Here is a 23,602-nt window from a genome sequence, read left to right on the forward strand (position 1 = left end):
ACCCCGAAACCTCACGCCGCGCGCAGCTGCACATCCACGTACTCGGCCAACGCACGGCAGGCAAACAGAATGCCTTCGCGTGCGCCATCACCCACCTGTTCCGCTTCGTCACCATCCACGCGTGTGCGTTCGATGGCGTGCAGCAGCTCCAGCAGGAACGTCTGCCCGGCATTGGCGCGGTCGATGCGGGCCAGCGCCATGCTCTGGCCGGGCGTGTGGCCATCGTTCGGCCACGGCTGGCCATTGGCGGCTTCCACCTGGCGGATGCGCCGCAGGCAGTTCAACACGGTGATGCTTTCGGGCGTGCGTTCGGGGGCGTTGGCGGCATCAGTGGCGGCCAGCGTGCTTTCCAGCGTGCGCGCCAGATCATCGGGCAGGCGCGCGGCGGCGTCGCCAAGCGTGGCGAACAGGAAGGGGTACTTGGTCTTGGTCATCTCGGCGTCCTTGTGCATGAAGCAGGACGCCACCCGCGCGCGAAGGCGAGGGTGGCGGACGGTGCGTGGTTGCAATACCGGTGGTAACACTGCAAAACGCCGGCGGGCACGAGGCCCCCACGCACCGCCCGCCATGAAGGCGCGGACGGATTGCCAGCCGGCGCCGCGCACAGGGGATGCACGACGCCGGCAGGCAAGCGTAAACAACAGTGTTACCAAACGGGATTGCAAGCCCGTGCCACCCGTTGTCGGTGGCATGTCCATGATTGGCCGCAAGCGCCCGCAGCCCAATGAGAAAAGTTGGAAAGGTAGAAGAATTACGAATGCTTGCAGCGGAGCGGTGGCGGTTGCACGAACGGGCAGATCGCGACAAGCGCGCAATCGCTCTGGTAGGTGCCAACCTTGGTTGGCACGCTGTGGCAGGTGTCATGGGGCCTGGAGCGAGCGCGCTGTTGCGCGTGCCGCCCTTCTACCAGCTGCGCGGTGGAGGTGGGTAAAGCTGTGCCAAGTCCGGCAGAGTTGGCGGCAATGCGCTGCGGCTGCCGATGGGGGCATTCGCTGCAATCACCCAAATCGTCCCATCACAACCCGAATCAGCCCGAATCAGCCCGAATCAGCTCAAATCAGCTCAAATCAGCTCAAATCAGCCCAAATCAGCCCAAATCAGCCCAAATCAGCCCAAATCAGCCCAGCTTTACTCAATAATGGGAGCATCTACTTCATCCGAGGTGACCGTGTGAGCGACCAAGACACGCTGTTGCGCGTCCTCGATCAAGCACAGCGAGCTGGGGGAGCCCATTGGGAAGGGCTGAGTTCAAGGGAGCTCTCCCTCCAGGCTGGCATTCCCTGGACAACCACCAAGCGACTGCTTGTGCTGCTGCAGAATGCAGGCACTGTCATGCGCGAGGGGAAGGCGCGCAGCACGCGCTATAAACGCGTGGCGACCTCGCCAGTCAATACCGGCTCAGGTGACACGGGTGGTTACCCTCGATTCGATGACGGAAGAGCGCTTCTGGCCGAACTGAAGCGTCCGCTCGTGCAGCGCACACCCGTGGCTTACCAGCGGCCGTTTGTCGATGACTACGTTCCCAACCAAAGCCAGCTTCTGCCGGACCGGCTGCTGAATGAACTGCACGCGGCCGCGCGCATGAGCGGACAGCAGCCTGCAGGTACCTATGCGCGCAACGTGATGGAGCCTTTGCTGCTGGACCTGTCCTGGTCATCCTCGCGATTGGAAGGCAATCGTTACTCGCTGTTGGAGACCAAAGAGCTTTTCGAGAGCGGTACCAGAAGCGGCGATCTGGATGCGGTCATGCTTCTGAATCACAAGTCAGCCATTGAGTTCCTCGTCAACGAGGTACCGATGGTTGGCCTGACCGAGCCCGTGGTCCGCAACCTGCATGCCACGCTGATGCGGGATCTATTGGCCGACAGCAGCGGGCTGGGCAACATCCGCTCGAGGATGATCCAGATCAGGGACACCAGCTACATCCCCGAACAGGCACCGGGGGTGCTGCAGGAGATGTTCAGCCGGATCATCGTCAAGGCAAAGCAGATCAACAATCCGGTCGAAGCAGCCTTCTTCCTGTGGGTCAATGTTGCTTACCTGCAGCCGTTTGAGGATGGCAACAAGCGCACCAGTCGACTCGCAGCGAACATTCCGCTGTTGATGTACAACTTTGCGCCGCTTTCATTCCTGGACATCGATTCCCATGACTATGCCTACGCCATGATGGGGATCTATGAGCGATGCGATGTGGCATTGGCGGTAGACCTCTTTGAAATCGCCTACTCGCGTTCCATCCAGAAGTACCAGATCCAACTCGCAGCCGCCGTGGCGCCGGATCCGACGCGAATTCGTCTGCGCGGCGCGATGAACGACATGATCGGGTTGGTAGTGCGCGATCGCCAGACGATCAGGCAGGCCATCAATGCACTGCAGATTGAGGCAAGCGATGCGGCACCGCTGGGAGCTTTGGTTGAGGAGGAGCTCAAGCATCTGGGTGAACATAATTGTTCACGCTTCTACATCACCATGCGGCAGGTCAACGAGTGGGTTGCTGCAGGTCGGCCACGCTAAGTCAGTTGCGCAGGTTGAAAACCAGACAAGCGGGATTGACATCCCTCACGCGGCCGGCAGCACCTTGCCCGGGTTGAGGATGCCGTCCGGGTCCAGCGCGGCCTTGATCGCGCGCATCGTAGCCAGCGTGGCCGGGGTGAAGGCCTGCGCCATGAAATCACGCTTGGCCAGGCCGATGCCGTGCTCGCCGGACAACGTGCCACCCAGCGCCAGCGTCAGTTCGAAGATCTTCGGCAGCGCGGCGTGCGCACGTGCGTTCTCGTCGGCGTCCTCGGGGTGGTAGAGGATGTTGACGTGCAGGTTGCCGTTGCCGGCATGGCCGAAGGTGACGATGGTCAGCGTGTACTCACGCGCCAGCGCCTGCACGCCGGCCACCAGATCGGGAATGCGCGATACCGGCACCACCACATCTTCGTTGATCTTGCCCGGCGCAACGCTGCGCAATGCAGGCGACAGCGCCTTGCGCGCGGACCACAGCTGGTCGCGGGCGCGGCCTTCCATCGCCACGTCCAGTTCGATCATGCCGTCGCCTTCAGCGGCGCTGGCCAGTGCCTGCAGCAGGTAGGGCAGGGTGTCGTGGTCGCCATCGGTTTCGACCAGCAGCATCGCGCCGGCCTCGGGCACGTCGGCACCGTTCAAGCGCAGCAGCTGCAGGCTGCGCGCATCCATGAATTCCAGGCGCGTGGGCACCACCGGTTGCGACATCAACCGCGATACCGCGGCGGCTGCGGCATCGGCATCGCGGTACAGCACGCGCAGGCCGGCCTGGCTGACCGGCAGCGGGGTCAGCTTGAGGGTGGCTTCCACGATCAGTGCGAGCGTGCCCTCGCTGCCCACCAGCAGGTGGGTCAGGTCGTAGCCGGTGGCGTCCTTGGTGTAGGCGCCGCCACAGCGGATCACATCGCCGGTGCCGGTTACGGCGACCAGGCCCAGCACGTTGTCGCGGCTGGTGCCGTACTTCACTGCACGCGGGCCGCCTGCATTGCAGGCCAGGTTGCCGCCGATGCTGCAGATCTCCGCGCTGGACGGGTCCGGTGCCCAGAACAGGCCGTGCGGTGCCAGCGCCTGCTGCAGCGTGCCGTTCAATACGCCCGGCTGCACCACCGCGCAGCGGTCGCCGGCGCGGATCTCGACGATGCGGTCCATGCGGGTGAACGACAGCACGATGCTGCCAGGCTGCGGCACCGCCGCGCCGGTGGTGCCGGTGCCGGCGCCACGTGCGACCAGAGCCACGCCGTGCGTGCGGCAGGCGCGCACCAGCGCCTGCACCTGCTCGATGTCGGCCGGCAGCGCCACGGCTTCCGGGCGTTGCCGGCGCCAGGAGTTGTCCTGCGCGTTGGCTTCCAGCGCAGCGTCATCCATGCGCCAGCCCTCCGCGCCCAGCAGGGCGGACAGTTCGGCAACGAGGGCGGCGGGCAGGGCAGTGCTCATGAGGGATTCCGGGGGACGGCAGGGGCAGGTTGGATCAGTTTCCAGGCGACCACGGCGGTGGCCAGCGGCAGCCACACCCAGCGCAGCTCGGACAGCAGCGTGGCCAGGCCGCGCGCGCTGAAGAACTGCGGGGCAAACGGTGAAACGCGGATCGGCCGCCACGGTGCGAAGAAGCGATGCTCGCTCCACGGCCAGGCCAGGGCGACGCCCAGCCCGCCGGAGGTCATCGCATCCAGCAGCGGATGGCTGGCCGCGCAGACGAAGACGAACACCGCGGCCTGCACGGTGGATGTCGTAGATGCCAACCTTGGTTGGCTCGAAACCGCCGACCAAGGTCGGCGACTACCAAAGAACGCCAGCACCGCCGCCAGCGCGGCCAGCACGCCAGCAAACAGCAACGAATGGCTGGCACCGCGATGGCCGAACGCATCGGCATAGGGAATGTGCAGGGCAAACGCCAGCACGTCGGCGTCGGGCAGCATGGCGGCAATCACGCCGGCGGCCAGCAGTCGCGGCGGAATGCGGCCGCGATCAGCGGCGCACCACAGCGCCAGCGGCACGGCGGCATGGGTGATGATCGACGGCATCAGCAATCATCCAACCGGAACGCATCGCGCAGCCAGCGCAGCTGCGGCGGATCGCCACTGGCCTCCACCACATCGAAACGGCAGGGCGCATCGGCCAGGGCAGGGTGCTCCTGCAGGTACAGCAGCGCGGCATGGGCCAGGCGCCGGCATTTGCGCGCATCCACCGAGGCCGCGCCGCCACCGAAATCCGCGCGTGCGCGGTAACGCACTTCCACGAACACCACGGTGCCCGCGTCGTCCATCACCAGGTCCAGTTCACCACCGCGGTAGCGCACGTTGCGTGCGCGCGGCTGCAACCCGGCCTGTTGCAGGTGCTGCTCGGCGGCGGCTTCCACCGCCGAGCCCCGTTGCAGGTGCTCAGCGACCACCGACGATCGGCATCGGGCGGCCACCGCTGAAGGTGGACCACGCCGGCTGGCGCAGGATGTTGCCGTTGCTGTCCAGGTACAGCGTACCGGTGGCGCCATCCAGGCCGCCCTCGTTCGACAGCTTTTCCAGGTAGGCGCTGATCTTCCACGCATCGGCACCGAAGGCGAACAGGCGGCCGGCGGCGCCGCGCGCGCTGGGCAGGGTCTGCCCCACCTGCGCGGCCGACGGCAGGCCGGACACGCTGCGCACGTTCCAGGCTTCGTTCGGGTAGATGATGCCGTCCAGCGCCACGTCTTCCTCGGCCTTGCCGCTGCCGGTGGTCAGCTGGCTGGTGCCGACGCGCGTTGCGCCACCGGCACCGGCCAGGGCCAGCTGCGGTGCCAGCAGGCGCGCCTGCGGGGCACGCACGGCCAGGAACACGGCATCGATCTGGCCGGCATTGCGCACCTGCGCGCTGACATCACCCACCGCGTCGACCACAGCGACCGTGGCGGCCACCTGGCCCCCGCGCTGGGCGAAACGCTGGGCAAAGGCGGCAGCGGCACGGCGGCCGGTGTCGTCGTTGCTGCTGATGACCAGGGCGCGGTTGCGCTCGCGGCCACGCAGGTATTCGGCGGCGACGATGCCGTCGTCTTCCGGCGCCAGCGAGAAACCGGCGCTGCCGGCCGGCGGCGCATCCTTGCCGCGGTTCAGGGCCAGCACCGGCACCTGCAGCGGCTGGCGGCCGTAGACAGCATCCACTTCGTCGCGGCCCAGCGGGCCGACCACGAAGTCGGCACCGGAGGCCACGGCCTTGTCATACGCGGCCAGCGCACCGGCCGGGGTACCGGCGGTATCGAAGAAGTTGATGTCCGGGCGACGGCGGGTTTCACCGTAATAGGCGGCCAGCAGGCCATCGCGCACCGGCTGTGCGGCGGTAGCCAGGCGGCCGCTCAGCGGCAGCAGCACGGCCATCTTTGCCGGCGGACGGTAGCCATCGCTCATCGCCGGCGGGCGCTTGCTGGTATCGAACTGGGCCGCGCCGTCGCGGTCGAACGGGCGCGGCAGCGGCAGGCCGCGGGCGATCAGCGCACGGCCGGTGAAGTTGTACAGCGGGTCGTTGGCCGGCAGCGCCGCGGCGCGGCTGCGCAGGGTGGCGTCGTCCAGCGTGCCCAGCAGGCCGGAAATGGCGGCCTGGTTATCGCTGCGGGCGGTCCCGGCCAGGCCGGCGTGGGCACGGGCGCGCTCGGCGGCGGCAGCGAAGCTGTCACCGCTGGCCTGCAGCGCCTGGGCGCGGGCCATGTACCAGCGCGTGCGCAGGCTGGGGTGCACGTTGTCACCCGCGTCCTTCAGCAGGACCAGCACCTGTGCCGGCTGCTTGTCGGCCAGGGCCAGCTCGGCGCTGGTCAGCTGGAAACGCTGCAGGCTGGCGCCGGACAGCTGGCGGGCGGTCAGCTGGCCCAGCAGGCTGCGTGCGCGGGCGCTGTCACCGGCCAGGTGCCAGGCCCAGGCCGCATCGGCCAGGGCGTTGCTGCGGGCACCGCCGCGCAGGGTGGCGGCCTGCGCTTCCAGCTGCAGGGCAGCGTCGCGCGGCTTGCCTTGTTCGATCAGCGCCAGCGCCTGGCTCTGGGCCGGCGATTCGGGGGCGCTGGTAAGGCTGGTGGTGGCACAACCGGCCAGAAGCATCAGCGACAACGACAGGGCGGAGATGCGTGCGGCGGGCTTGTTCATGATCGGGTCCATGCGATGAGGGCAGCGGCCTTGGCCAGGTACACGCTAGGATTCTACCCTTGCCCCGTGAGTACCGCTGAAATGAGTGTGCCAACCCTGTATGTCGTCGCCACGCCGATCGGCAACCTGGCCGATCTGAGCCCGCGCGCGCAGGAGGTGCTGCGCTCGGTGGCGGCCATCTGTGCCGAAGACACCCGCCGCAGCGGCCAGCTGCTGTCCCATTTCGGCATCCAGCAGCCGCTGGTGGCCCTGCACGAGCACAACGAAGAGGCCCTGTCGCAGCGCCTGGTGGCGCGCCTGCAGGCCGGCGAGTCGCTGGCCCTGGTCAGCGATGCCGGCACGCCGCTGGTCAGTGATCCCGGCTTCCGCCTGGTCCGCGCCGCGCGCGCGGCCGGCATCAAGGTCAGCCCCATCCCCGGTGCCTGCGCGGCCATCGCTGCGCTCAGCGTGGCTGGCCTGCCCAGCGACCGCTTCAGCTTCGAGGGCTTCCTGCCGGCCAAGGCCAGCGGCCGCCGCGACCGCCTGCAGGCGCTGGCCGGCGAAGTGCGCACGATGGTGTTCTATGAATCCTCGCACCGCATCGCCGAATCGCTGGCGGACATGTCGGCCATCTTCGGTGCCGAGCGCCCGGCGGTGCTGGCACGCGAGCTGACCAAGCTGTTCGAGACCGTGCTGGATGGTGATCTGGCCGGCCTGCTGGCCAGGGTCGAGGCCGACGAGAACCAGCGCAAGGGCGAGTTCGTGGTGATGGTGCAGGGCGCCGGTGACGATGCCGAAGCGCAGCTGGCGCACGGCCGCCACGTCTACGCCAAGCTGAGCGAGCACCTGCCGCCGTCGACCGCCGCCAGGCTGGCCGCCGAACTGACCGGCGCCCCGCGCAAGGCGTTGTACGGCAGCTGATGAGGGCGCAGCCACGCATGGCGTGGCTCTACTGTAGATCCACGCCATGCGTGGATGGATGCACGCCCAGTAGATCCACGCCATGCGTGGATGGATGCACGCCCAGTAGATCCACGCCATGCGTGGATGGATGAACCGCGTGCCGCGATCAACACGGCAGAAAAGGGCTGCGTAGGCTAGAATGCGCGTTGGCGGAGCCGGCCAGACAGTCGCGTCATCCCTTCGGGGGTGCCGAGGAAAGTCCGGGCTCCATAGGGCAAGGTGCCAGGTAACGCCTGGGCGGCGCAAGCCGACGGAAAGTGCAACAGAAAGATACCGCCTACGTCTTCTTCGGAAGGCCGGTAAGGGTGAAATGGTGCGGTAAGAGCGCACCGCGAGTCTGGTAACAGACCGGCACGGCAAACCCCACCTGGAGCAAGACCAAATAGGGATCCATTGGCGCGGCCCGCGTTGGATCCGGGTAGGTTGCTTGAGCGTTGCGGCGACGTAACGCCTAGAGGAATGACTGTCCACGACAGAACCCGGCTTATCGGCCGGCTCCGCCTCCATTTCTCAGATCGGCGATGCCATCCACGCATGGCGTGGATCTACTGGGCGTGCAGTCATCCACGCATGGCGTGGATCTACTAGAACGCGACGTTGCTCTCGCCGAGGAATACACCCTGCGCGCCGAAGCGGCGTTCGTGCATCTGCCCATGGCCCTGCGCATCGATCAGCAGCACGGTGCTGGCGCGGGTGCCGTAGTCATCGCCGCGGATGAAGGACGGGCTCAGCCAGCGCTCGCGTTCCAGGCCGATGCCGGTGTCGGGCAGGTCGCTGTCGGCGGGGCGGTGTTCGTCGGCGAGGGCATTCCATAAGGGGGTCAGGTCTGGGGTCAGAGCCCTTTCGCTCTGCGAAACGGATCCGACCCCGTCGTCGTCCAGCCAGGTCGAGAGTGCGGCCATCAGCCGGCGGGTCTTCGGCCAGGGCGCGTCCAGGGCGCCGTTGGACATGCCGTGTACGCCCGGTCCCAGCGTCTGGCGCTCGGCAGGATGGTTGCCCAGGTACTCGAGGCTGTCGCTATCGGCCAACAACAGGTTGAACGGAGCATATGCCGCGGCGATGCCGGCCAGGCGGTCCATGTGCACGGCGGCCGGTTCGCGGCCGCGCAGGAAATCGGCCACCAGCGCACCACGCGAAGGACCGGCCTGGGCGGCCAGCGGGTCACGCACGTTGGTGACCACGGCCATGCGCCCGGCACGGCCTGCACCGGCCCAGCCTCCGCCCGAACGCAGGTCGCGTCCGCCGATGATGGACGGCTCGTCCTGCCAGGGGGCCAGGGCCGCGGTCGGGCGGGCGTGGAACTCATCGCGGTTGCCGGTCATCACCAATCGCCAGTGCGGGTGACGTAACCAGCCAAGAGCAAGCAGGCACATGGCGTCATTGTGCCCGGTTTGCGCAGTCCGACGCCGCTTTCAGCCCGTCCTGGATGAATGCGCAGGCCATGTTTCACGCCGTCTCCACACCCCTGAACTTCTGTTCAATCTCAAAAATTGAGACGGATCAGCAACTTGTGGATAAGCCTTGAACAATTCTCTAAACATTGCCGCAAGCCATTGATGTGGCTGGCGATTTCCCCGCTGAAAAGTTGTTGACAACCCTAGGGCCGCTGCTAAGGTGGGCATCAGAGGGAAAACCGGGTGTTTTGTGGGTTTTCGTGGTTCAATGTTTCACCGGGCGAAGGAAGGGTGCACGCGTCGTGTTCCAGGGCGAGACGGCCATCACAGTTGACGATAAAGGACGCATGGCGGTTCCCACCGCCTACCGCGACCTCGTCGCGCGTGCCAGCAACAACCGTCTTGTTTTGACCTACAACCCGTTCGAAGCCGGCTGCCTGTGGCTGTATGCCGAGTCGGAATGGGAACGGGTCCGCGACGACGTGATGTCCAAGCCCAACACCCAGCGCGTCGTGCGCCTGTTGCAGCAGAAGCTGGTCGGTTCGGCCGCCCATCTCGAGCTCGACGGCAACGGTCGTATCAGCATTCCCGCCAGCCACCGCGGTGCGGTGGGCATTGAAAAAAAGGCGGTATTGCTCGGTATGGGCGACAAATTCGAATTGTGGAGCGAGCAGGCGCATCGTGCCCTGATCCAGCAGACATTGTCTGACGAGGATCTGGGTGATGGGTTGCTCGACCTGAAGTTGTGAGCCGGGGTGCCCGGATGCGCCCAGAAGCGCAGACCGGTCACCTTCCGGTGTCGCAGTCGCCGGCGGTGCACCTGCCGGTCCTGTACACCCAGGTCATTGACGGCCTGAGGGTGATCGAAAACGGACGTTATCTGGATGGCACGTTCGGTCGTGGCGGTCATGCACGCGGCGTGCTCACCCAGTTGGGCCCGGAGGGGCGCCTGCTGGTCATGGACAAGGATCCGGAAGCCATCGCCGTGGCCGAGCGCGACTTCGCGCCGGACCCGCGCGTGTCCATCTTCCGTGGCAGCTTCGCCCAGCTGCTGCAGTGGGATGCGACGGCCGAAGGCCTGGATGGCGTGCTGTTCGACCTCGGCGTGTCCTCGCCGCAGCTGGACGTGGCCGAGCGTGGTTTCAGCTTCGGCAAGGACGGCCCGCTGGACATGCGCATGGACCCGGACAGCGGCGAAAGCGCGGCGCAGTGGATCAACCGCGTCGAAGACCGCGAGATCGCCGACGTGCTGTGGACCTACGGCGAAGAGCGGCAGAGCCGCCGAATCGCCCGTGCCATCGTCGCCCGTCGCGAGAAGCAGCCGTTTACCCGCACTGGCGAACTGGCCGAGCTGATCGCCTCGGTGATGCCGCGTGGCAAGGACAAGATCCACCCGGCCACGCGCAGCTTCCAGGCCATCCGCATCCACATCAACCGCGAGCTGGCCGATCTGGAAGCCGGGCTCGATGCGGCCGTGGAACGCCTCAAGCCCGGTGGCCGGCTGGCGGTGATCAGCTTCCATTCGCTGGAAGACCGCATCGTCAAGCAGTACATGAACCGCCTGGCCAAGGCGCCGCCGGCCAACCGCCGCCTGCCCGAGGCCGTGGCGTTCGTGCCGACCCTGGATCTGATCGGCGGTGCCATCAAGGCCACCGATGAAGAACTGGCCGCCAACCCGCGTGCCCGCAGCGCCGTGCTGCGCGTGGCACAGAAGCGGGAGGCCGATGCATGAGCCGGCTGCTGCTGATCATCCTGTTGGCCTGCACCGTGGCCTCGGCGATCGGCGTCGTGTTCGTGCGTCACCGTCATCGACAGACGTTCATCGAGCTGTCGCGTGCCGAGCGCACGCGTGATGACATCAACCTGGAATTCGGCCGTCTGCAGCTGGAGCAGGCCACCCTGGCCGAAGCCAATCGCGTCGACCGCGTGGCCCGCGAGAAGCTGGGCATGAAGTTCCCTGAAGCCGCCGACGTGGTGGTGGTGCGCCCATGAGCAAGACCGGCCGCAACCGCCCGCGCAACGCCTTCAACCTGCGCCAGCGCCTGCGCTGGGTTGCCCTGGCGCTCGGCCTGTGCTCGGTGTCGCTGGTCGGTCGCGCGGCCTACGTGCAGATCATCAACAGCGATTTCTACCAGCGCCAGGGTGAGGCACGCTACCTGCGCGAGCTGCCGATCAAGACCTCGCGCGGCATGATCACCGACCGCAATGGTGAGCCGCTGGCGGTGTCCACCCCGGTCGCCTCGATCTGGGTGAACCCGCAGGACCTGCTGCGTGCACCGGACCGCATTCCCGAGCTGGCCCAGGCGGTCGGAATGTCGGTGGACGAGCTGAGCAGCCGCCTGTCGCAGAAGTCGGACAAGGAATTCATGTACCTGCGCCGCCGGATCAATCCGGACGACGCGGAGAAAGTGGTCGCGCTGAAGATTCCGGGCGTGGCCGCACAGCGCGAGTTCCGTCGCTTCTACCCGCAGGGTGAGGCGATGGCGCACGTGCTGGGCTTCACCAACATCGATGACCGCGGCCAGGAAGGGCTGGAGCTGGCCTTCGACGAATGGCTGCGCGGCAAGGCCGGCGCCAAGCGGGTGATCCGCAACCGCAAGGGCGAAACGGTGGAGAGCGACCTGCTGCGCGCCGCCGAGCCGGGCAAGGACCTGACCCTCAGCATCGACCGCCGCATCCAGTACCTGGCCTTCAAGGAGCTGCGCAACGCGCTGGTGGCCAACAAGGCGGCCGGCGGTTCGATGGTGATCATGGATGTGGCCACCGGCGAGATCCTGGCCATGGTCAACCTGCCGACCTACAACCCGAATTCGCTCAACGGTGCGGTGCCTGACACGCGCCGCAACCGCGCCGTGACCGACCTGGTCGAGCCGGGTTCGACGATGAAGCCGCTGACCATCGCCACCGCGCTGCAGTCCGGTGCGGTGACCAAGGACACCATCATCGATACCAACCCGGGCTACATGCAGGTGGCCCGCTTCACCATCCGCGACGTGCCGCGCAACAACGGCGTGCTCAACGTCACCGGGGTGATCACCCGCAGTTCAAACATCGGCGCCGCCAAGATCGCTGCGAAGATGACCGACCAGACGTTCTATGACGGCGTGCGCCGCTTCGGCTACGGCTCGGTGCCGCACAGCGGTTTCCCCGGTGAATCCGGTGGCGTGGTGCGCCGCCCGGGCAACTGGGATGGCGCCACCAAGACCACCATGTCCTACGGCTACGGCCTGAACGTGACGCCGCTGCAGATCGCCACCGCGTATTCGGCGCTGGCCAACGGCGGCAAGCTGATCGCCCCGACCTTCGTCAAGGGCCAGCGCAACGAAGGCAAGCAGATCATCGACGAGAACGTGGCCAAGGAAGTCGTGGCCATGATGGAAACGGTGGTGACCCAGGGTGGTGCCAAGCAGGCCGCCGTGCTGGGCTACCACGTGGCCGGCAAGACCGGTACCGCGCGCAAGGCCGGCCCGGGCGGTTACGAGCGTGGCCACTACAACTCGCTGTTCGCCGGCGTGGTGCCCGCCACCAACCCGCGCTTCGCCACCGTCATCGTCATCAACGACCCGCAGGGCGGCAAGTTCTACGGCGGCCTGGTCTCGGCGCCGGTGTACCACAACGTGATGGAAGGCACCCTGCGCCTGATGGACGTCCCGCTGGACGACCTGCAGTCGTGGCTGGCTGCCCAGCAGTCCGGAAAGATGGGGCATTCGGCCTCCATCCTGCCGGCGCCGCCGGCCGAGGCCGCGCTGCCGGCCGATGCCGCCGCCGAATTCGACGCCGCGCTGCCCAGCGCGCAGAACCATGTGCCGGCCCCGCCCGCGGGAGGCACGCAATGAGTCCTTCGATGTTGCTTTCGCAGTTGCTTCCGGATGTTGCCCTGGCGGGCAACGATCCCGTTCTGACCGGCCTGGTGCTGGACAGCCGTGCCGTGCGCCGCGGCAATGCCTTCGTCGCCATCGCCGGTTTCGGCGCGCATGGCCTGGGCTTTGTCGAGCAGGCGCGCGCGGCCGGTGCCAGCGCCATCCTGTTCGAACCGCCGGCTCCGGCCGAGCTGCCGGCACCGGCTGATGCCATCGCCGTGCCGGGCCTGCGCGCACGCCTCGGCGCCATGGCCGACCAGTTCCATGGTGCGCCCTCGCGTGCGATGACGATGGTGGGGGTGACCGGCACCAACGGCAAAACCTCCACCGTGCAGCTGCTGGCCCAGGCCTGGCACCTCCTCGGTACGCCCAGTGGCAGTATCGGCACGTTGGGCGCCGGACTTTATGGTGCGGTCGAGCCGACCGGCTTCACCACCCCGCTGGTGCTGCAGATGCACGCGCTGCTGGCGCAGCTGCGCAACGACGGCGCACGTGCGGTGGCGATGGAAGTCAGCTCGCACGCGCTGGACCAGGGCCGCGTGGATGCCGTGCACTACGACGTGGCGGTGTTCACCAACCTCACCCGCGATCACCTGGATTACCACGGTGACATGGCCAGCTACGGCGCGGCCAAGGCACGCCTGTTCCACCGCCCGGGCCTGAAGGCCGCGGTGGTGAACCTGGATGATGCCTTCGGTCGTGAACTGTTCGCAGGCCTGCCGGCCAGCGTGCAGGCCATCGGCCTGAGCTCGCGCGGTGCCGCCGGTGCCAGCGTGCGTGCCGAAGGCCTGCAGCTGGATGGTCGCGGCATCGGCTTTGAACTGGTCATCGACGGCGCGCGCGCTGCGGTGCAGTCGCCGCTGCTGGGTCGCTTCAACGTGGACAACCTGCTGGCCGTGGCCGGCAGCCTGCATGCACTGGGCGAACCGATCGAGCGCATCGCCGGCGTGCTGTCGGCACTGCAGCCGATCCGCGGCCGCATGAACCGCCTCGGTGGCGAAGACGGCCTGCCCACCGTGGTGGTCGACTACGCACACACCCCGGATGCGCTGGAACAGGCCCTTGAAAGCCTGCACGGCCACCTGCAGGGCACGCTGTACTGCGTGTTCGGCTGCGGTGGCGAGCGCGATGCCGGCAAGCGTCCGCAGATGGCCGCCATCGCCGAGCGCCTGGCCAACCAGGTTATCGTCACCGACGACAACCCGCGTGGCGAAGACGGCGACGTGATCGTGGCCGACATCCTCGCTGGATTCGCCGATGCCTCGGCCGTGACCGTGCAGCGCAGCCGCGCGCGTGCGATCGGCCTGGCGGTGAAGCGCGCCGGTGCCGGCGACATCATCCTGATCGCCGGCAAGGGCCACGAGCCCTACCAGGAGGTCAACGGCGTGCGCCACGACTTCGACGACACCGAAGTGTCGGCTGCCGCACTGGCCGCCAAGGCCGGTGTGCTGGCGGCGCAGGCAGGGGAGGGCATCGCATGAAGCGCACCCTGCTTTCGCTGATCGCGCACTGGGCCGGTGGCGAGATCCACGGCGACGACGTGGCCATCGATGCGGTCAGCAATGACACCCGCAGCCTGGGCGCCGGCACCCTGTACGTGGCCCTGCGCGGCGAGCGGTTCGACGGCCATGACTTCGCCGCCGATGCGCAGGCGCGTGGCGCGAGCGCGCTGCTGGTCGAGCGCCTGCTGCCGCTGGACGTGCCGCAGGTGCTGGTGGCCGACAGCGAACTGGCCCTGGCCAGGATTGCCGCCGGCATGCAGCGCGACCGCGACACCGAGGTGTTCGCGATCACCGGCAGCAACGGCAAGACCAGCGTCAAGAGCCTGCTGCTGGCGATCCTGCAGCAGGTGGCCGAGCACGCGCACAAGGTGGTCTACGCCAACCCGGGCAACCGCAACAACGAGATAGGCCTGCCGCTGGCGGTGATCGATGCCCCGGAAGATGCCGACTACGCCGTCTACGAGATGGGCGCCGGCAAGCCGGGCGACATCGCCTACCTGACCGACATCGCCCGCCCGCGCTATGCGCTGGTCAACAACATCGCCCCGGCGCACCTGGAACGCATGGGCAGCCTGCTCGGCGTGGCGGTGACCAAGGGCGCGATCTATGCCGCGCTGCCGGCCGATGGCGTGGCCGTCATCAATGTCGACGATGCCTACGGCCGCTGGTTCGAACAGCATTTCGTCGGTACCCCGGCGCGCTGCCGGGTGCTGCGCTACGGCCTGGACCACAGCGCCGATGTCACCGCGCGCGACATCCGCGCCGGTGCGCAGGGCAGCCAGTTCACCCTGGTCGCGCCGCAGGGCGAGGTCCGCATTGCACTTGGCCTGCCGGGCCGGCACAACGTCAGCAATGCGCTGGCCGCGGCCAGCCTGGCGCTGGGCGCCGGCATCGACCTGGCCCTGGTGGCGTCGGGCCTGGCTGCGGCGCAGCCGGTGCCGGGCCGCCAGATCGCCCACCAGCTGCGCAGCGGCGCGGTGCTGGTGGACGACAGCTACAACGCCAACCCCGGTTCGCTGGCCGCCGCCATCGATGCCCTGGCTGCCGCCCCGGAAGAGGGCTGGCTGGTGCTGGGCGACATGCGCGAGCTGGGCCCGGACGCCGAAGCCCTGCACGCGCAGGCCGGCCTGCGCGCACGTGCCGCCGGCCTCAAGCGCCTGTATGCACTGGGCCCGCTCAGTGCCGCCGCCGCCACCGCCTTCGGCGAAGGCGGCCGTCATTTCGCCACCCATGACGCGCTGTCGCAGGCGCTGAAGGACGAGCTGCACGCTGGCGTGCGCTGCCTGGTCAAGGGTTCCCGTGGCAGCGCCATGGACACGATTGTCAAAGCGCTGCTGGCGCAAGGAGAGGAATCCCCGCATGTTGTATGAACTGGCTCGATGGTTGCAGCAGTTGGAGAGCCTGTTCGGGCTGTTCAACTACCAGACGTTCCGCGCCATCCTTGCCGCGCTGACGGCCCTGTTCCTGTCGCTCTGGCTCGGCCCGGCGGTGATCCGCCGTCTTGCCCAGTTCAAGGGCGGCCAGCCGATCCGTACCGACGGCCCGCAGACCCACTTCGTCAAGGCCGGCACGCCCACCATGGGCGGTTCGCTGATCCTGCTCACCGTCACCCTGTCGGTGCTGATGTGGGCCGACCTGCGCAACCGCTACGTGTGGCTGGTGCTGGCCGTCATGCTGTGCTTCGGCGCCATCGGCTGGTACGACGACTGGATCAAGATCGTGCGCCGCGACCCGAACGGCCTGGCCTCGCGCTGGAAGTACCTGCTGCAGTCGATCTTCGGCCTGGCTGCTGGCATCTTCCTGCTGCAGACCGCCGACGTGCCGGCCGCGCTGACCTTCTACATCCCGATGTTCAAGTCGATCGCGCTGCCGCTGGCTGGCATCAGCTTCGTGGCCATCGCCTACTTCTGGATCGTCGGCTTCTCCAACGCGGTCAACCTGACCGACGGCCTGGATGGCCTGGCGATCATGCCCACCGTGCTGGTGGCCTGCGGCCTGGGCGTGTTCGCCTACGCCTCGGGCAACGTGGTGTTCGCCAACTACCTGCAGATCCCGCAGATTCCAGGTGCCGGTGAACTGGTCATCATCTGCGCGGCCATCGCCGGCGCGGGCCTCGGCTTCCTGTGGTTCAACACCTACCCGGCCATGGTCTTCATGGGCGACATCGGCGCACTGGCGCTGGGCGCGGTGCTGGGCACGATCGCGGTCATCACCCGCCAGGAGCTGGTGCTGGTGATCATGGGCGGCGTGTTCGTCATCGAAACGCTGTCGGTGATGATCCAGGTGGCCTCGTTCAAGCTGACCGGCAAGCGCGTGTTCCGCATGGCGCCGATCCACCACCACTTCGAGCTGAAGGGCTGGCCGGAGCCGCGCGTGATCGTGCGCTTCTGGATCATCTCGGTCGTGCTCGTGCTGATCGGCCTTGCCACCCTGAAGGTGCGCTGAGAATGAACGACCTGTCCCGCCAGGCAACACGCCTCGAAGCCATCGAAGGCAGCTACGACAAGTGGCTGCTGGGCGCGATCATCGCGCTCACGGGCATTGGCGTGGTGATGGTGGCGTCCAGCTCGATCGCACTGATGAGCAGCCCGTTCTACTACCTCAACCGCCACCTGATCTTCCTGGCGGTGGGCATCGTGCTGGCGGTCGTGGCCGCCCGCACCGAGCTGAAGTCGATCGAGCAGTACAACCAGATCCTGCTGCTGGGCTGTTTCGTGCTGCTGCTGGCGGTGTTCACGCCGGGCCTGGGCAGCACGGTCAACGGCGCGCGCCGCTGGATCAACCTGGGCATTTCCAAGTTCCAGACGGTCGAAGCGGTGAAGGTGCTCTACATCGTCTGGCTGTCCAGCTACCTGGTGCGTTTCCGCGACGAGGTCAATGCAACCTGGCCGGCGATGCTGAAGCCGCTGGGCGTGGCCGGTGCGCTGGTCGTGCTGCTGCTGCTGCAGCCCGACTTCGGTTCGTCCACCCTGCTGCTGGCGATCACCGCCGGCATGCTGGTGCTGGGCGGGGTGAACATGCCGCGCATGTCGATGCCGGTGATCATCGGCCTGGTCGGCATGAGCGCGCTGGCGATCATCGAGCCGTACCGCATGCGCCGCATTACCTCCTTCCTCGACCCGTGGGCCGACCAGCAGGGCGACGGCTACCAGCTGTCCAACGCGCTGATGGCCGTGGGCCGTGGCGAGTGGACCGGCGTGGGCCTGGGCAACTCGGTGCAGAAGCTGTACTACCTGCCCGAAGCGCATACCGACTTCATCTTCTCGGTCACCGCCGAGGAATTCGGCTTCCTGGGCACCTGCACCATCGTCGCCCTGTACGCGCTGCTGGTCGGCCGCACCTTCTGGCTGGGCATGCGCTGCGTGGAAATGAAGCGCCACTTCTCCGGCTACATCGCCTTCGGCATCGGCCTGTGGATCAGCATGCAGACCTTCGTCTCGATCGGCGTGAACCTGGGCATCCTGCCGACCAAGGGCCTGACCCTGCCGCTGATCTCCTCGGGCGGTTCGTCGGTGCTGATGACCTGCGTGGCGATGGGCCTGCTGCTGCGCGTGTCCTATGAACTGAAGCGCGCCGAGCGCCGCCAGGCCGTGCGCATCGGCGGTGGCGAAGAGGCCGCGGGTGCGCCCGTGGCTGAACCGGCTGCACCGGCCGCTGCCACCAGCGCGCCGAAGGCTGCCGAACCGGTGGCTGCCGCTGCGCCGACCGCTGCACGTGGCACCAGCCGCCTGCAGTCGCGCATCGAACCGACCTTCGGGAGGCTGTCATGAGCACTGCCTCCACGAACAACACCAACGTCCGCCCGGTGATGATCCTGGCCGGCGGTACCGGTGGTCACATCTTCCCCGGCCTGGCCGTGGCCCGCGTGCTGCGCCAGCGTGGCGTGCCGGTTACCTGGATGGGCGCCGACGGCGCGATGGAAACCCGCCTGGTGCCGCAGCACGACATCCCGGTCGACACCCTGGCCATCACCGGCCTGCGCGGCAAGGGCAAGCTGGCCCTGCTGGGTGCACCGTGGCGGCTGATGCGCGCGCTGCGTGCGGCCGGCATGATCATCCGCAAGCGCCAGCCGCGCGCCGTGGTCGCCTTCGGTGGCTTCGCCTCCGGCCCCGGTGGCATCGCCACCCGCCTGCACGGCCTGCCGCTGCTGGTGCACGAACAGAACCGTGCGCCGGGCATGACCAACCGCATCCTGTCGCGCTACGCGCGCCGCCTGCTGACCGGTTTCCCGGGCACCTTCGCCAAGGGCGAGGAGTTCGTCGGCAATCCGGTGCGCGCGGAGATCGCCGCGATCGCACCGCCGGAACAGCGCTTCGCCGACCGCGAGGGGCCGCTGCGCCTGCTGGTGGTGGGCGGCAGCCAGGGCGCACGCGCGCTCAACACCGGCGTGCCGCAGGCCATCGCCGCGCTGGCAGGCACCGTGCAGGTACAGGTGCGCCACCAGAGCGGCGAGAAGCTGCATGGCGAAGCCGTGCAGGCCTATGCCGAGGCTGGCGTGCAGGCTGAGATCACCCCGTTCATCGCCGACATGGCCGATGCCTTCGCCTGGGCTGACCTGGTGGTGTGCCGTGCCGGCGCGTCCACCCTGGCCGAGCTGTGCGCGGTGGGCGTGGGCAGCGTGCTGGTGCCGTTCCCCGCTGCCGTCGACGATCACCAGACCCGCAATGCGGAGTATCTGGTCGAGCGCGATGCGGCCGTGTTGCTGAAGCAGGATGGAACGCTGGCCGACGGCATTGCCGCACTGCTGCGCGAACTGTCCGAAAATCCCGCCCGCCGCATGCAGATGGCGCAAGCCGCGCGTGCCCTGGCCAAGGTCGATGCCGCCGAGCGCATCGCCGATATCATTCTCGAGGAAGCTGTATGAAGAAGGCCCGCTACTGCGCCTGCCACGCGCGAGGCCGCGCATGATCCGCCGCCTGCACGACACCAACGACCTGGTGCGCGCGTTCCCGCGCGTGCATTTCGTCGGCATCGGCGGTACCGGCATGAGCGGCATTGCCGAAGTGATGCTGACGCTGGGCTATGAAGTGTCCGGTTCGGACAACGCCGACAACGCGGCCACCCGCCGCCTGGCCGGCCTGGGTGCACGCATCATGCGTGGCCACTCGGCCGCCAACGTGCTGGGCACCGACTGCGTGGTGGTCTCCAGCGCCATCCGCGAAGACAACCCGGAACTGATGGAAGCGCGCAGCCAGCGCATTCCGATCATGCCGCGCGCGGCGATGCTGGCCGAGCTGATGCGCTTCCGCCGCGGCATCGCCGTGGCCGGCACGCACGGCAAGACCACCACCACCAGCCTGACCGCGGCGGTGCTGAGCGAAGGTGGCCTGGACCCGACGTTCGTGATCGGTGGCCAGCTGCTGGCCGCCGGTGCCAACGCCAAGCTGGGCGGTGGCCAGTGGCTGGTGGCCGAGGCCGACGAAAGCGACGGCAGCTTCCTGCGCCTGAACCCGCTGATGTCGATCATCACGAACATCGATGCCGACCACCTGGAAAACTACGGCAACGACTTTGCCCGTGTGCAGGCGGCGTTCGCCGAGTTCCTGCAGCGCCTGCCGTTCTACGGCCTGGCCGTGCTGTGCATCGACGACCCGGAAGTGGCCGCGCTGGCCGCCAAGACCCCGCGCCACGTGATGAGCTACGGCATGAGCCCGCAGGCCGACGTGCGCGCCGAGAACGTGGTGCAGGAAGGGTCGCGCATGCGCTTCACCCTGCGCCTGCCGCAGGGCACCAGCCAGGAAGTGGTGCTGGCCCTGCCGGGCAAGCACAACGTGCTGAACGCGCTGGCCGCCGCGGCGGTGGGCTGGCAGCTGGGCGTGGCCCCGGACGCGATCGCGCGTGCACTGGAAAGCTTCGCCGGCGTCGGCCGTCGCTTCAACGACCTGGGCGAAGTGACCACCGCCAGTGGCGCCAAGGTGCGCATCATCGACGACTACGGCCATCACCCGAGCGAGCTGGAAGCGGTGTTCGCAGCCGCGCGCGGTGGCTGGGCCGACAAGCGTCTGGTGGTGGCGTTCCAGCCGCACCGCTACAGCCGTACCCGCGACCAGTTCGACAAGTTCGCTGCGGTGCTGTCCAGCGTCGATGCGCTGGTGCTGAGCGAGGTCTACCCGGCCGGTGAGGAGCCGATTGCCGGTGCCGATTCGCATGCACTGGCCCGCGCCATCCGCGCGCGCGGCCGCAGCGAGCCGGTGGTGGTGGGCAAGGCCGCCGAGCTGGCCAGCGTGCTGCCGGACGTGCTGCAGGACGGTGACCTGCTGCTGATGATGGGCGCGGGTGACATCGGCGCCGTCGCCAGCCATATCGCCGTGGAAGGTTTCAAGGCGGAGGGCCAGGGGTGAGCACGCTGACCTTCCCGTCGCTGCGCGCCACCGACCCGGCCGTGTTCGGCCGCGTCGCGGTGCTGCTCGGCGGCAGCTCCAGCGAACGCGAGGTGTCGCTGGATTCGGGCCGCAATGTGCTCGAAGCCCTGCAGTCGCGCGGCGTCGATGCGTTCGCCGTGGATGGCATTCCGGCGCTGGCCAAGGCGCTGGCCGCCGGCGGCGTCGACCGCGTGTTCAACATCCTGCACGGCCACAACGGTGGCGGTGAGGACGGCATCGTGCAGGGCCTGATGGACGCCTTCGGCGTGCCGTACACCGGTTCGGACGTGCTGGGCTCGGCGCTGAGCATGGACAAGATCCGCACCAAGCAGGTGTGGCTGTCGCTGGGCCTGCCGACCCCGCAGTACCGCAAGGTGACCGCGGAGAACGTGCACGCAAACGCGGCCGAGCTCGGCCTGCCGGTGGTGGTCAAGCCGGCCAACGAAGGTTCCAGCGTGGGCATCAGCCGGGTGACCGACGACGCCGGCCTGGACGAAGCGGTGGCCCTGGCCGCGCGCTACGACGGCCAGCTGCTGATGGAACAGATGGTGATGGGCGACGAACTGACCGTGGCCATCCTCGGTGATGTCGCGCTGCCGTCGATCCGCATCGTGCCCAAGGGCCAGTGGTACGACTACAACGCCAAGTACATCGCCGAGGACACCCAGTACCTGTGCCCGGGCCTGGACGGCGCAGACGAAGAAGACATCCGCCGCATCGCCCTGGCCGCGTTCCGCGCCGCCGGCTGCCGTGGCTGGGGCCGCGTGGACGTGATGCGTGACCGCGCCAGCGGCCGCTTCTTCCTGCTGGAAGTGAACACCGCGCCGGGCATGACCAGCCACTCGCTGGTGCCCAAGGCGGCAGCGCAGGCCGGCATCGGTTTCGAGGAACTGGTGTGGCGCGTGCTGGAACAGACCCTGGAGGCATCGCACGCATGAACGCGGTGCTGCGCATCTTCGTCTGGCTGTTGGCCCTGTCGGTGGTTGCACTGCCGGTGGTGGCCGTGGTCAATGGCTGGGTCGGCGCCGAGCGCTGGCCGCTGGCGAAGCTGCGCGTGCACGGTGAGTTCAAGCGGGTGCCGCCGGAACAGCTGCAGCAGGTGCTGCTGCCGTACGCACATGCGGGCTTCTTCGCGGTCAAGCTGCAGGATGCGCAGGACGCCCTGGAAAAGCTGCCGTGGGTGGAAAGCGCACAGGTGCGCAAGCAGTGGCCGGACGTGCTGGAAGTGACCCTGGTCGAGCACAAGCCGTTCGCGCGCTGGGGCGAAGGCCGCCTGCTCTCCGAGCAGGGCAAGCTGTTCCCCACGCCGAAGAAGCTGGCCGACCTGCAGCTGCCCGAGCTGGACGGCCCGGACAGCCAGACCGAAGAAGTGGTGAAGCTGTACAACGATGCGCGCGCGCTGTTCGCACCGGCCGGTGTGGACGTGCGCCGCCTGACCATGGATGCGCGCGGCAGCTGGTCGCTGCTGTTGAGCAATGGCACCGAAGTCGTGGTCGGCCGTGACGATGCCCGCTCGCGCCTGCAGCGCTTCGTGCGCGTGCTGCCGCAGCTGGCCAACCAGGCTGCGCCGATCGAGCGCGCCGACCTCCGATACACCAATGGTTTCACCCTGAGCTGGGGAACGCCGGCCACGCCGGCCGGCGCACCCGCGACCCCGGCCAGACGAACGCAGGAAAGGACATGAATCGCAAGGGTGACAAATCGCTGATCGTCGGCCTGGATATCGGCACCTCCAAGGTGGTGGCGCTGGTGGGCGAGTATTCGCCGGGCAACCCGATCGAAGTGATCGGCATCGGCTCGCACGAATCGCGCGGCCTCAAGCGCGGCGTGGTGGTGGACATCGAATCGACCGTGCAGTCGATCCAGCGTGCGGTGGAAGAAGCCGAGCTGATGGCCGGCTGCGAGATCCGCTCGGTGTACGCCTCCATTTCCGGCAACCACGTGCAGTGCAAGAACTCGCCCGGCATCGTGCCGATCCGCGACGGCGAAGTGACCTGGGGTGACCTGGATCGCGTGCTGGATGCGGCCAAGGCGGTGGCGATCCCGGCTGACCAGAAGATCCTGCATGCGATCCCGCGCGAGTACGTGCTGGACGATTCGCAGGAAGGCATCCGCAACCCGGTCGGCATGACCGGCGTGCGCCTGGAAGTGCATGCCCACCTGGTGGTCTGCGCGCAGTCCGCTGCGGCCAACATCAGCAAGTGCGTGCAGCGCTGCGGCCTGCAGGTGGACGACCTGGTGCTGTCCTCGCTGGCCTCCAGCGTGGCGGTGCTGACCGCCGACGAAAAGGAACTGGGCGTGGTGCTGGTCGACATGGGCGCCGGCACCACCGACATCGCCGTGTTCGTGCAGGGGGCGATCTGCCACACCGCCTCGCTGCCGATCGCCGGCGACCACGTGACCAACGACATCGCGCACATGCTGCGCACGCCGACCCCGGAAGCCGAGCAGATCAAGGTGCGCTACGCCTGCGCCCTGGCCCAGCTGGCCACCGCCGAGGAAAGCATCCAGGTGCCGTCGGTGGGTGACCGTCCGCCGCGCCGCATGCCGCGCCATTCGCTGGCGCAGGCAGTGCAGGGCCGTTACGAAGAGATCTTCGAGATGGTGCAGGCCGAACTGCGCCGTTCCGGGTTCGAGGAACTGGTGCGCGCCGGCCTGGTGTTGACCGGTGGTGCCTCGAAGATGGAAGGCGTGGTCGAACTGGCCGAGGAAATGCTGCAGATGCCGGTGCGCGTGGGCATCCCGCAGCACGTCACCGGCCTCGGCGAAGTGGTCGGCAACCCGGTGCATGCCACCGGCGTGGGCCTGCTGCTGATGGGCAGCCAGAACGAGCATCCGCGCCGGCCGTCGCTGCCGACCGGACGCGCGGGCAGCATGTTCAAGAAACTCAAGACCTGGTTCCGCGGCGAATTCTGACGCGGAACCTGCATC

Annotated in this window: 21 protein-coding genes and 1 other RNA gene; 16 read left to right on the forward strand and 6 right to left on the reverse strand. The window is 67.9% G+C overall.

The genetic code is table 11. The annotated features are described in order from the left end of the window. Positions 1 to 11 precede the first annotated feature (11 nt). Positions 12 to 434 (reverse strand): hypothetical protein, encoded by a 423-nt coding sequence (locus tag C1925_RS03590; protein WP_108770607.1) that lies wholly within the window; start codon positions 432 to 434, stop codon positions 12 to 14. A 736-nt stretch (positions 435 to 1,170) separates the two neighbouring features. On the opposite strand from C1925_RS03590, the gene C1925_RS03595 reads away from it, so the two are divergent. Then, a complete protein-coding gene (locus C1925_RS03595; RefSeq protein WP_216821990.1) occupies positions 1,171 to 2,514 on the forward strand; it encodes a Fic family protein in 1,344 nt (447 codons plus the stop codon). A gap of 45 nt (positions 2,515 to 2,559) precedes the next feature. Here C1925_RS03595 and C1925_RS03600 read toward each other — a convergent pair whose 3' ends face one another. Genes C1925_RS03600 through C1925_RS03615 form a run of 4 tightly spaced genes read right to left on the reverse strand, consistent with a single transcriptional unit; the run spans position 2,560 to position 6,611 of the window. Continuing rightward, positions 2,560 to 3,945, reverse strand: a complete 1,386-nt coding sequence (locus tag C1925_RS03600) for an FAD-linked oxidase C-terminal domain-containing protein (protein WP_108767741.1) — start codon at positions 3,943 to 3,945, stop codon at positions 2,560 to 2,562. Further along, positions 3,942 to 4,532 (reverse strand): metal-dependent hydrolase, encoded by a 591-nt coding sequence (locus C1925_RS03605; RefSeq protein WP_108767742.1) that lies wholly within the window; start codon positions 4,530 to 4,532, stop codon positions 3,942 to 3,944. Before C1925_RS03605 ends, C1925_RS03600 begins: the two co-directional genes overlap by 4 nt. After that, positions 4,532 to 4,900, reverse strand: coding sequence for a YraN family protein (locus tag C1925_RS03610; RefSeq protein WP_174213483.1), 369 nt, complete (start codon positions 4,898 to 4,900; stop codon positions 4,532 to 4,534). The genes C1925_RS03605 and C1925_RS03610 overlap by 1 nt, the downstream gene beginning before the upstream one ends. Further along, positions 4,890 to 6,611: a penicillin-binding protein activator gene (locus tag C1925_RS03615; RefSeq protein ID WP_108770609.1), complete on the reverse strand. Its 1,722-nt coding sequence runs from the start codon at positions 6,609 to 6,611 to the stop codon at positions 4,890 to 4,892. Before C1925_RS03615 ends, C1925_RS03610 begins: the two co-directional genes overlap by 11 nt. Before the next feature lie 81 nt (positions 6,612 to 6,692). Between C1925_RS03615 and rsmI the strand changes: the two genes are divergently transcribed. Together rsmI and rnpB are read left to right on the forward strand one after the other, a co-directional pair. Continuing rightward, positions 6,693 to 7,511, forward strand: coding sequence for a 16S rRNA (cytidine(1402)-2'-O)-methyltransferase (gene rsmI, locus C1925_RS03620; RefSeq protein WP_108767744.1), 819 nt, complete (start codon positions 6,693 to 6,695; stop codon positions 7,509 to 7,511). A gap of 193 nt (positions 7,512 to 7,704) precedes the next feature. Next, an RNA gene (rnpB, locus tag C1925_RS03625) (RNase P RNA component class A) lies at positions 7,705 to 8,056 on the forward strand. Between the two features lie 81 nt (positions 8,057 to 8,137). On the opposite strand, the gene C1925_RS03630 is transcribed toward rnpB, so the two are convergent. Next, the gene (locus C1925_RS03630) at positions 8,138 to 8,926 is read right to left on the reverse strand and encodes an NRDE family protein (protein ID WP_108767745.1); all 789 of its coding nucleotides are present in this window, start codon (positions 8,924 to 8,926) and stop codon (positions 8,138 to 8,140) included. A gap of 323 nt (positions 8,927 to 9,249) precedes the next feature. Here C1925_RS03630 and mraZ point away from each other — a divergent pair, with 323 nt between their 5' ends. Genes mraZ through ftsA form a run of 13 tightly spaced genes read left to right on the forward strand, consistent with a single transcriptional unit; the run spans position 9,250 to position 23,587 of the window. Next, positions 9,250 to 9,696, forward strand: a complete 447-nt coding sequence (gene mraZ, locus C1925_RS03635; protein ID WP_004143635.1) for a division/cell wall cluster transcriptional repressor MraZ — start codon at positions 9,250 to 9,252, stop codon at positions 9,694 to 9,696. 14 nt (positions 9,697 to 9,710) lie between these two features. Then, positions 9,711 to 10,679, forward strand: coding sequence for a 16S rRNA (cytosine(1402)-N(4))-methyltransferase RsmH (gene rsmH / locus C1925_RS03640; RefSeq protein ID WP_108767746.1), 969 nt, complete (start codon positions 9,711 to 9,713; stop codon positions 10,677 to 10,679). Beyond that, positions 10,676 to 10,939 (forward strand): cell division protein FtsL, encoded by a 264-nt coding sequence (ftsL, locus tag C1925_RS03645; RefSeq protein WP_079220624.1) that lies wholly within the window; start codon positions 10,676 to 10,678, stop codon positions 10,937 to 10,939. The genes rsmH and ftsL overlap by 4 nt, the downstream gene beginning before the upstream one ends. Beyond that, positions 10,936 to 12,783 carry a penicillin-binding protein 2 gene (locus tag C1925_RS03650; protein ID WP_108767747.1) on the forward strand — a complete coding sequence of 616 codons (1,848 nt, stop codon included), beginning with the start codon at positions 10,936 to 10,938 and terminating at the stop codon, positions 12,781 to 12,783. The genes ftsL and C1925_RS03650 overlap by 4 nt, the downstream gene beginning before the upstream one ends. Then, complete coding sequence (locus C1925_RS03655; protein ID WP_108767748.1) at positions 12,780 to 14,288, forward strand: UDP-N-acetylmuramoyl-L-alanyl-D-glutamate--2,6-diaminopimelate ligase; 1,509 nt, start codon at positions 12,780 to 12,782, stop codon at positions 14,286 to 14,288. Before C1925_RS03650 ends, C1925_RS03655 begins: the two co-directional genes overlap by 4 nt. Beyond that, positions 14,285 to 15,679, forward strand: a complete 1,395-nt coding sequence (gene murF / locus C1925_RS03660; RefSeq protein ID WP_108767749.1) for a UDP-N-acetylmuramoyl-tripeptide--D-alanyl-D-alanine ligase — start codon at positions 14,285 to 14,287, stop codon at positions 15,677 to 15,679. The genes C1925_RS03655 and murF overlap by 4 nt, the downstream gene beginning before the upstream one ends. Continuing rightward, complete coding sequence (mraY, locus tag C1925_RS03665) at positions 15,669 to 16,754, forward strand: phospho-N-acetylmuramoyl-pentapeptide-transferase (protein ID WP_079220628.1); 1,086 nt, start codon at positions 15,669 to 15,671, stop codon at positions 16,752 to 16,754. The genes murF and mraY overlap by 11 nt, the downstream gene beginning before the upstream one ends. A 2-nt stretch (positions 16,755 to 16,756) precedes the next feature. Then, positions 16,757 to 18,079 (forward strand): putative lipid II flippase FtsW, encoded by a 1,323-nt coding sequence (ftsW, locus tag C1925_RS03670; RefSeq protein WP_108767750.1) that lies wholly within the window; start codon positions 16,757 to 16,759, stop codon positions 18,077 to 18,079. Continuing rightward, the gene (gene murG, locus C1925_RS03675) at positions 18,076 to 19,173 is read left to right on the forward strand and encodes an undecaprenyldiphospho-muramoylpentapeptide beta-N-acetylglucosaminyltransferase (RefSeq protein WP_108767751.1); all 1,098 of its coding nucleotides are present in this window, start codon (positions 18,076 to 18,078) and stop codon (positions 19,171 to 19,173) included. The genes ftsW and murG overlap by 4 nt, the downstream gene beginning before the upstream one ends. Before the next feature lie 40 nt (positions 19,174 to 19,213). Continuing rightward, positions 19,214 to 20,650, forward strand: a complete 1,437-nt coding sequence (gene murC / locus C1925_RS03680) for a UDP-N-acetylmuramate--L-alanine ligase (RefSeq protein WP_108767752.1) — start codon at positions 19,214 to 19,216, stop codon at positions 20,648 to 20,650. Continuing rightward, a complete protein-coding gene (locus C1925_RS03685) occupies positions 20,647 to 21,609 on the forward strand; it encodes a D-alanine--D-alanine ligase (RefSeq protein ID WP_108767753.1) in 963 nt (320 codons plus the stop codon). The genes murC and C1925_RS03685 overlap by 4 nt, the downstream gene beginning before the upstream one ends. Further along, complete coding sequence (locus C1925_RS03690) at positions 21,606 to 22,355, forward strand: cell division protein FtsQ/DivIB (protein ID WP_108767754.1); 750 nt, start codon at positions 21,606 to 21,608, stop codon at positions 22,353 to 22,355. The genes C1925_RS03685 and C1925_RS03690 overlap by 4 nt, the downstream gene beginning before the upstream one ends. Further along, on the forward strand, positions 22,352 to 23,587 hold the full coding sequence (ftsA, locus tag C1925_RS03695) for a cell division protein FtsA (protein WP_079220634.1): 1,236 nt from the start codon (positions 22,352 to 22,354) through the stop codon (positions 23,585 to 23,587). The genes C1925_RS03690 and ftsA overlap by 4 nt, the downstream gene beginning before the upstream one ends. Positions 23,588 to 23,602: the final 15 nt, after the last annotated feature.

This window comes from Stenotrophomonas sp. SAU14A_NAIMI4_5 (assembly GCF_003086795.1).
Taxonomy (GTDB): Bacteria; Pseudomonadota; Gammaproteobacteria; order Xanthomonadales; family Xanthomonadaceae; genus Stenotrophomonas.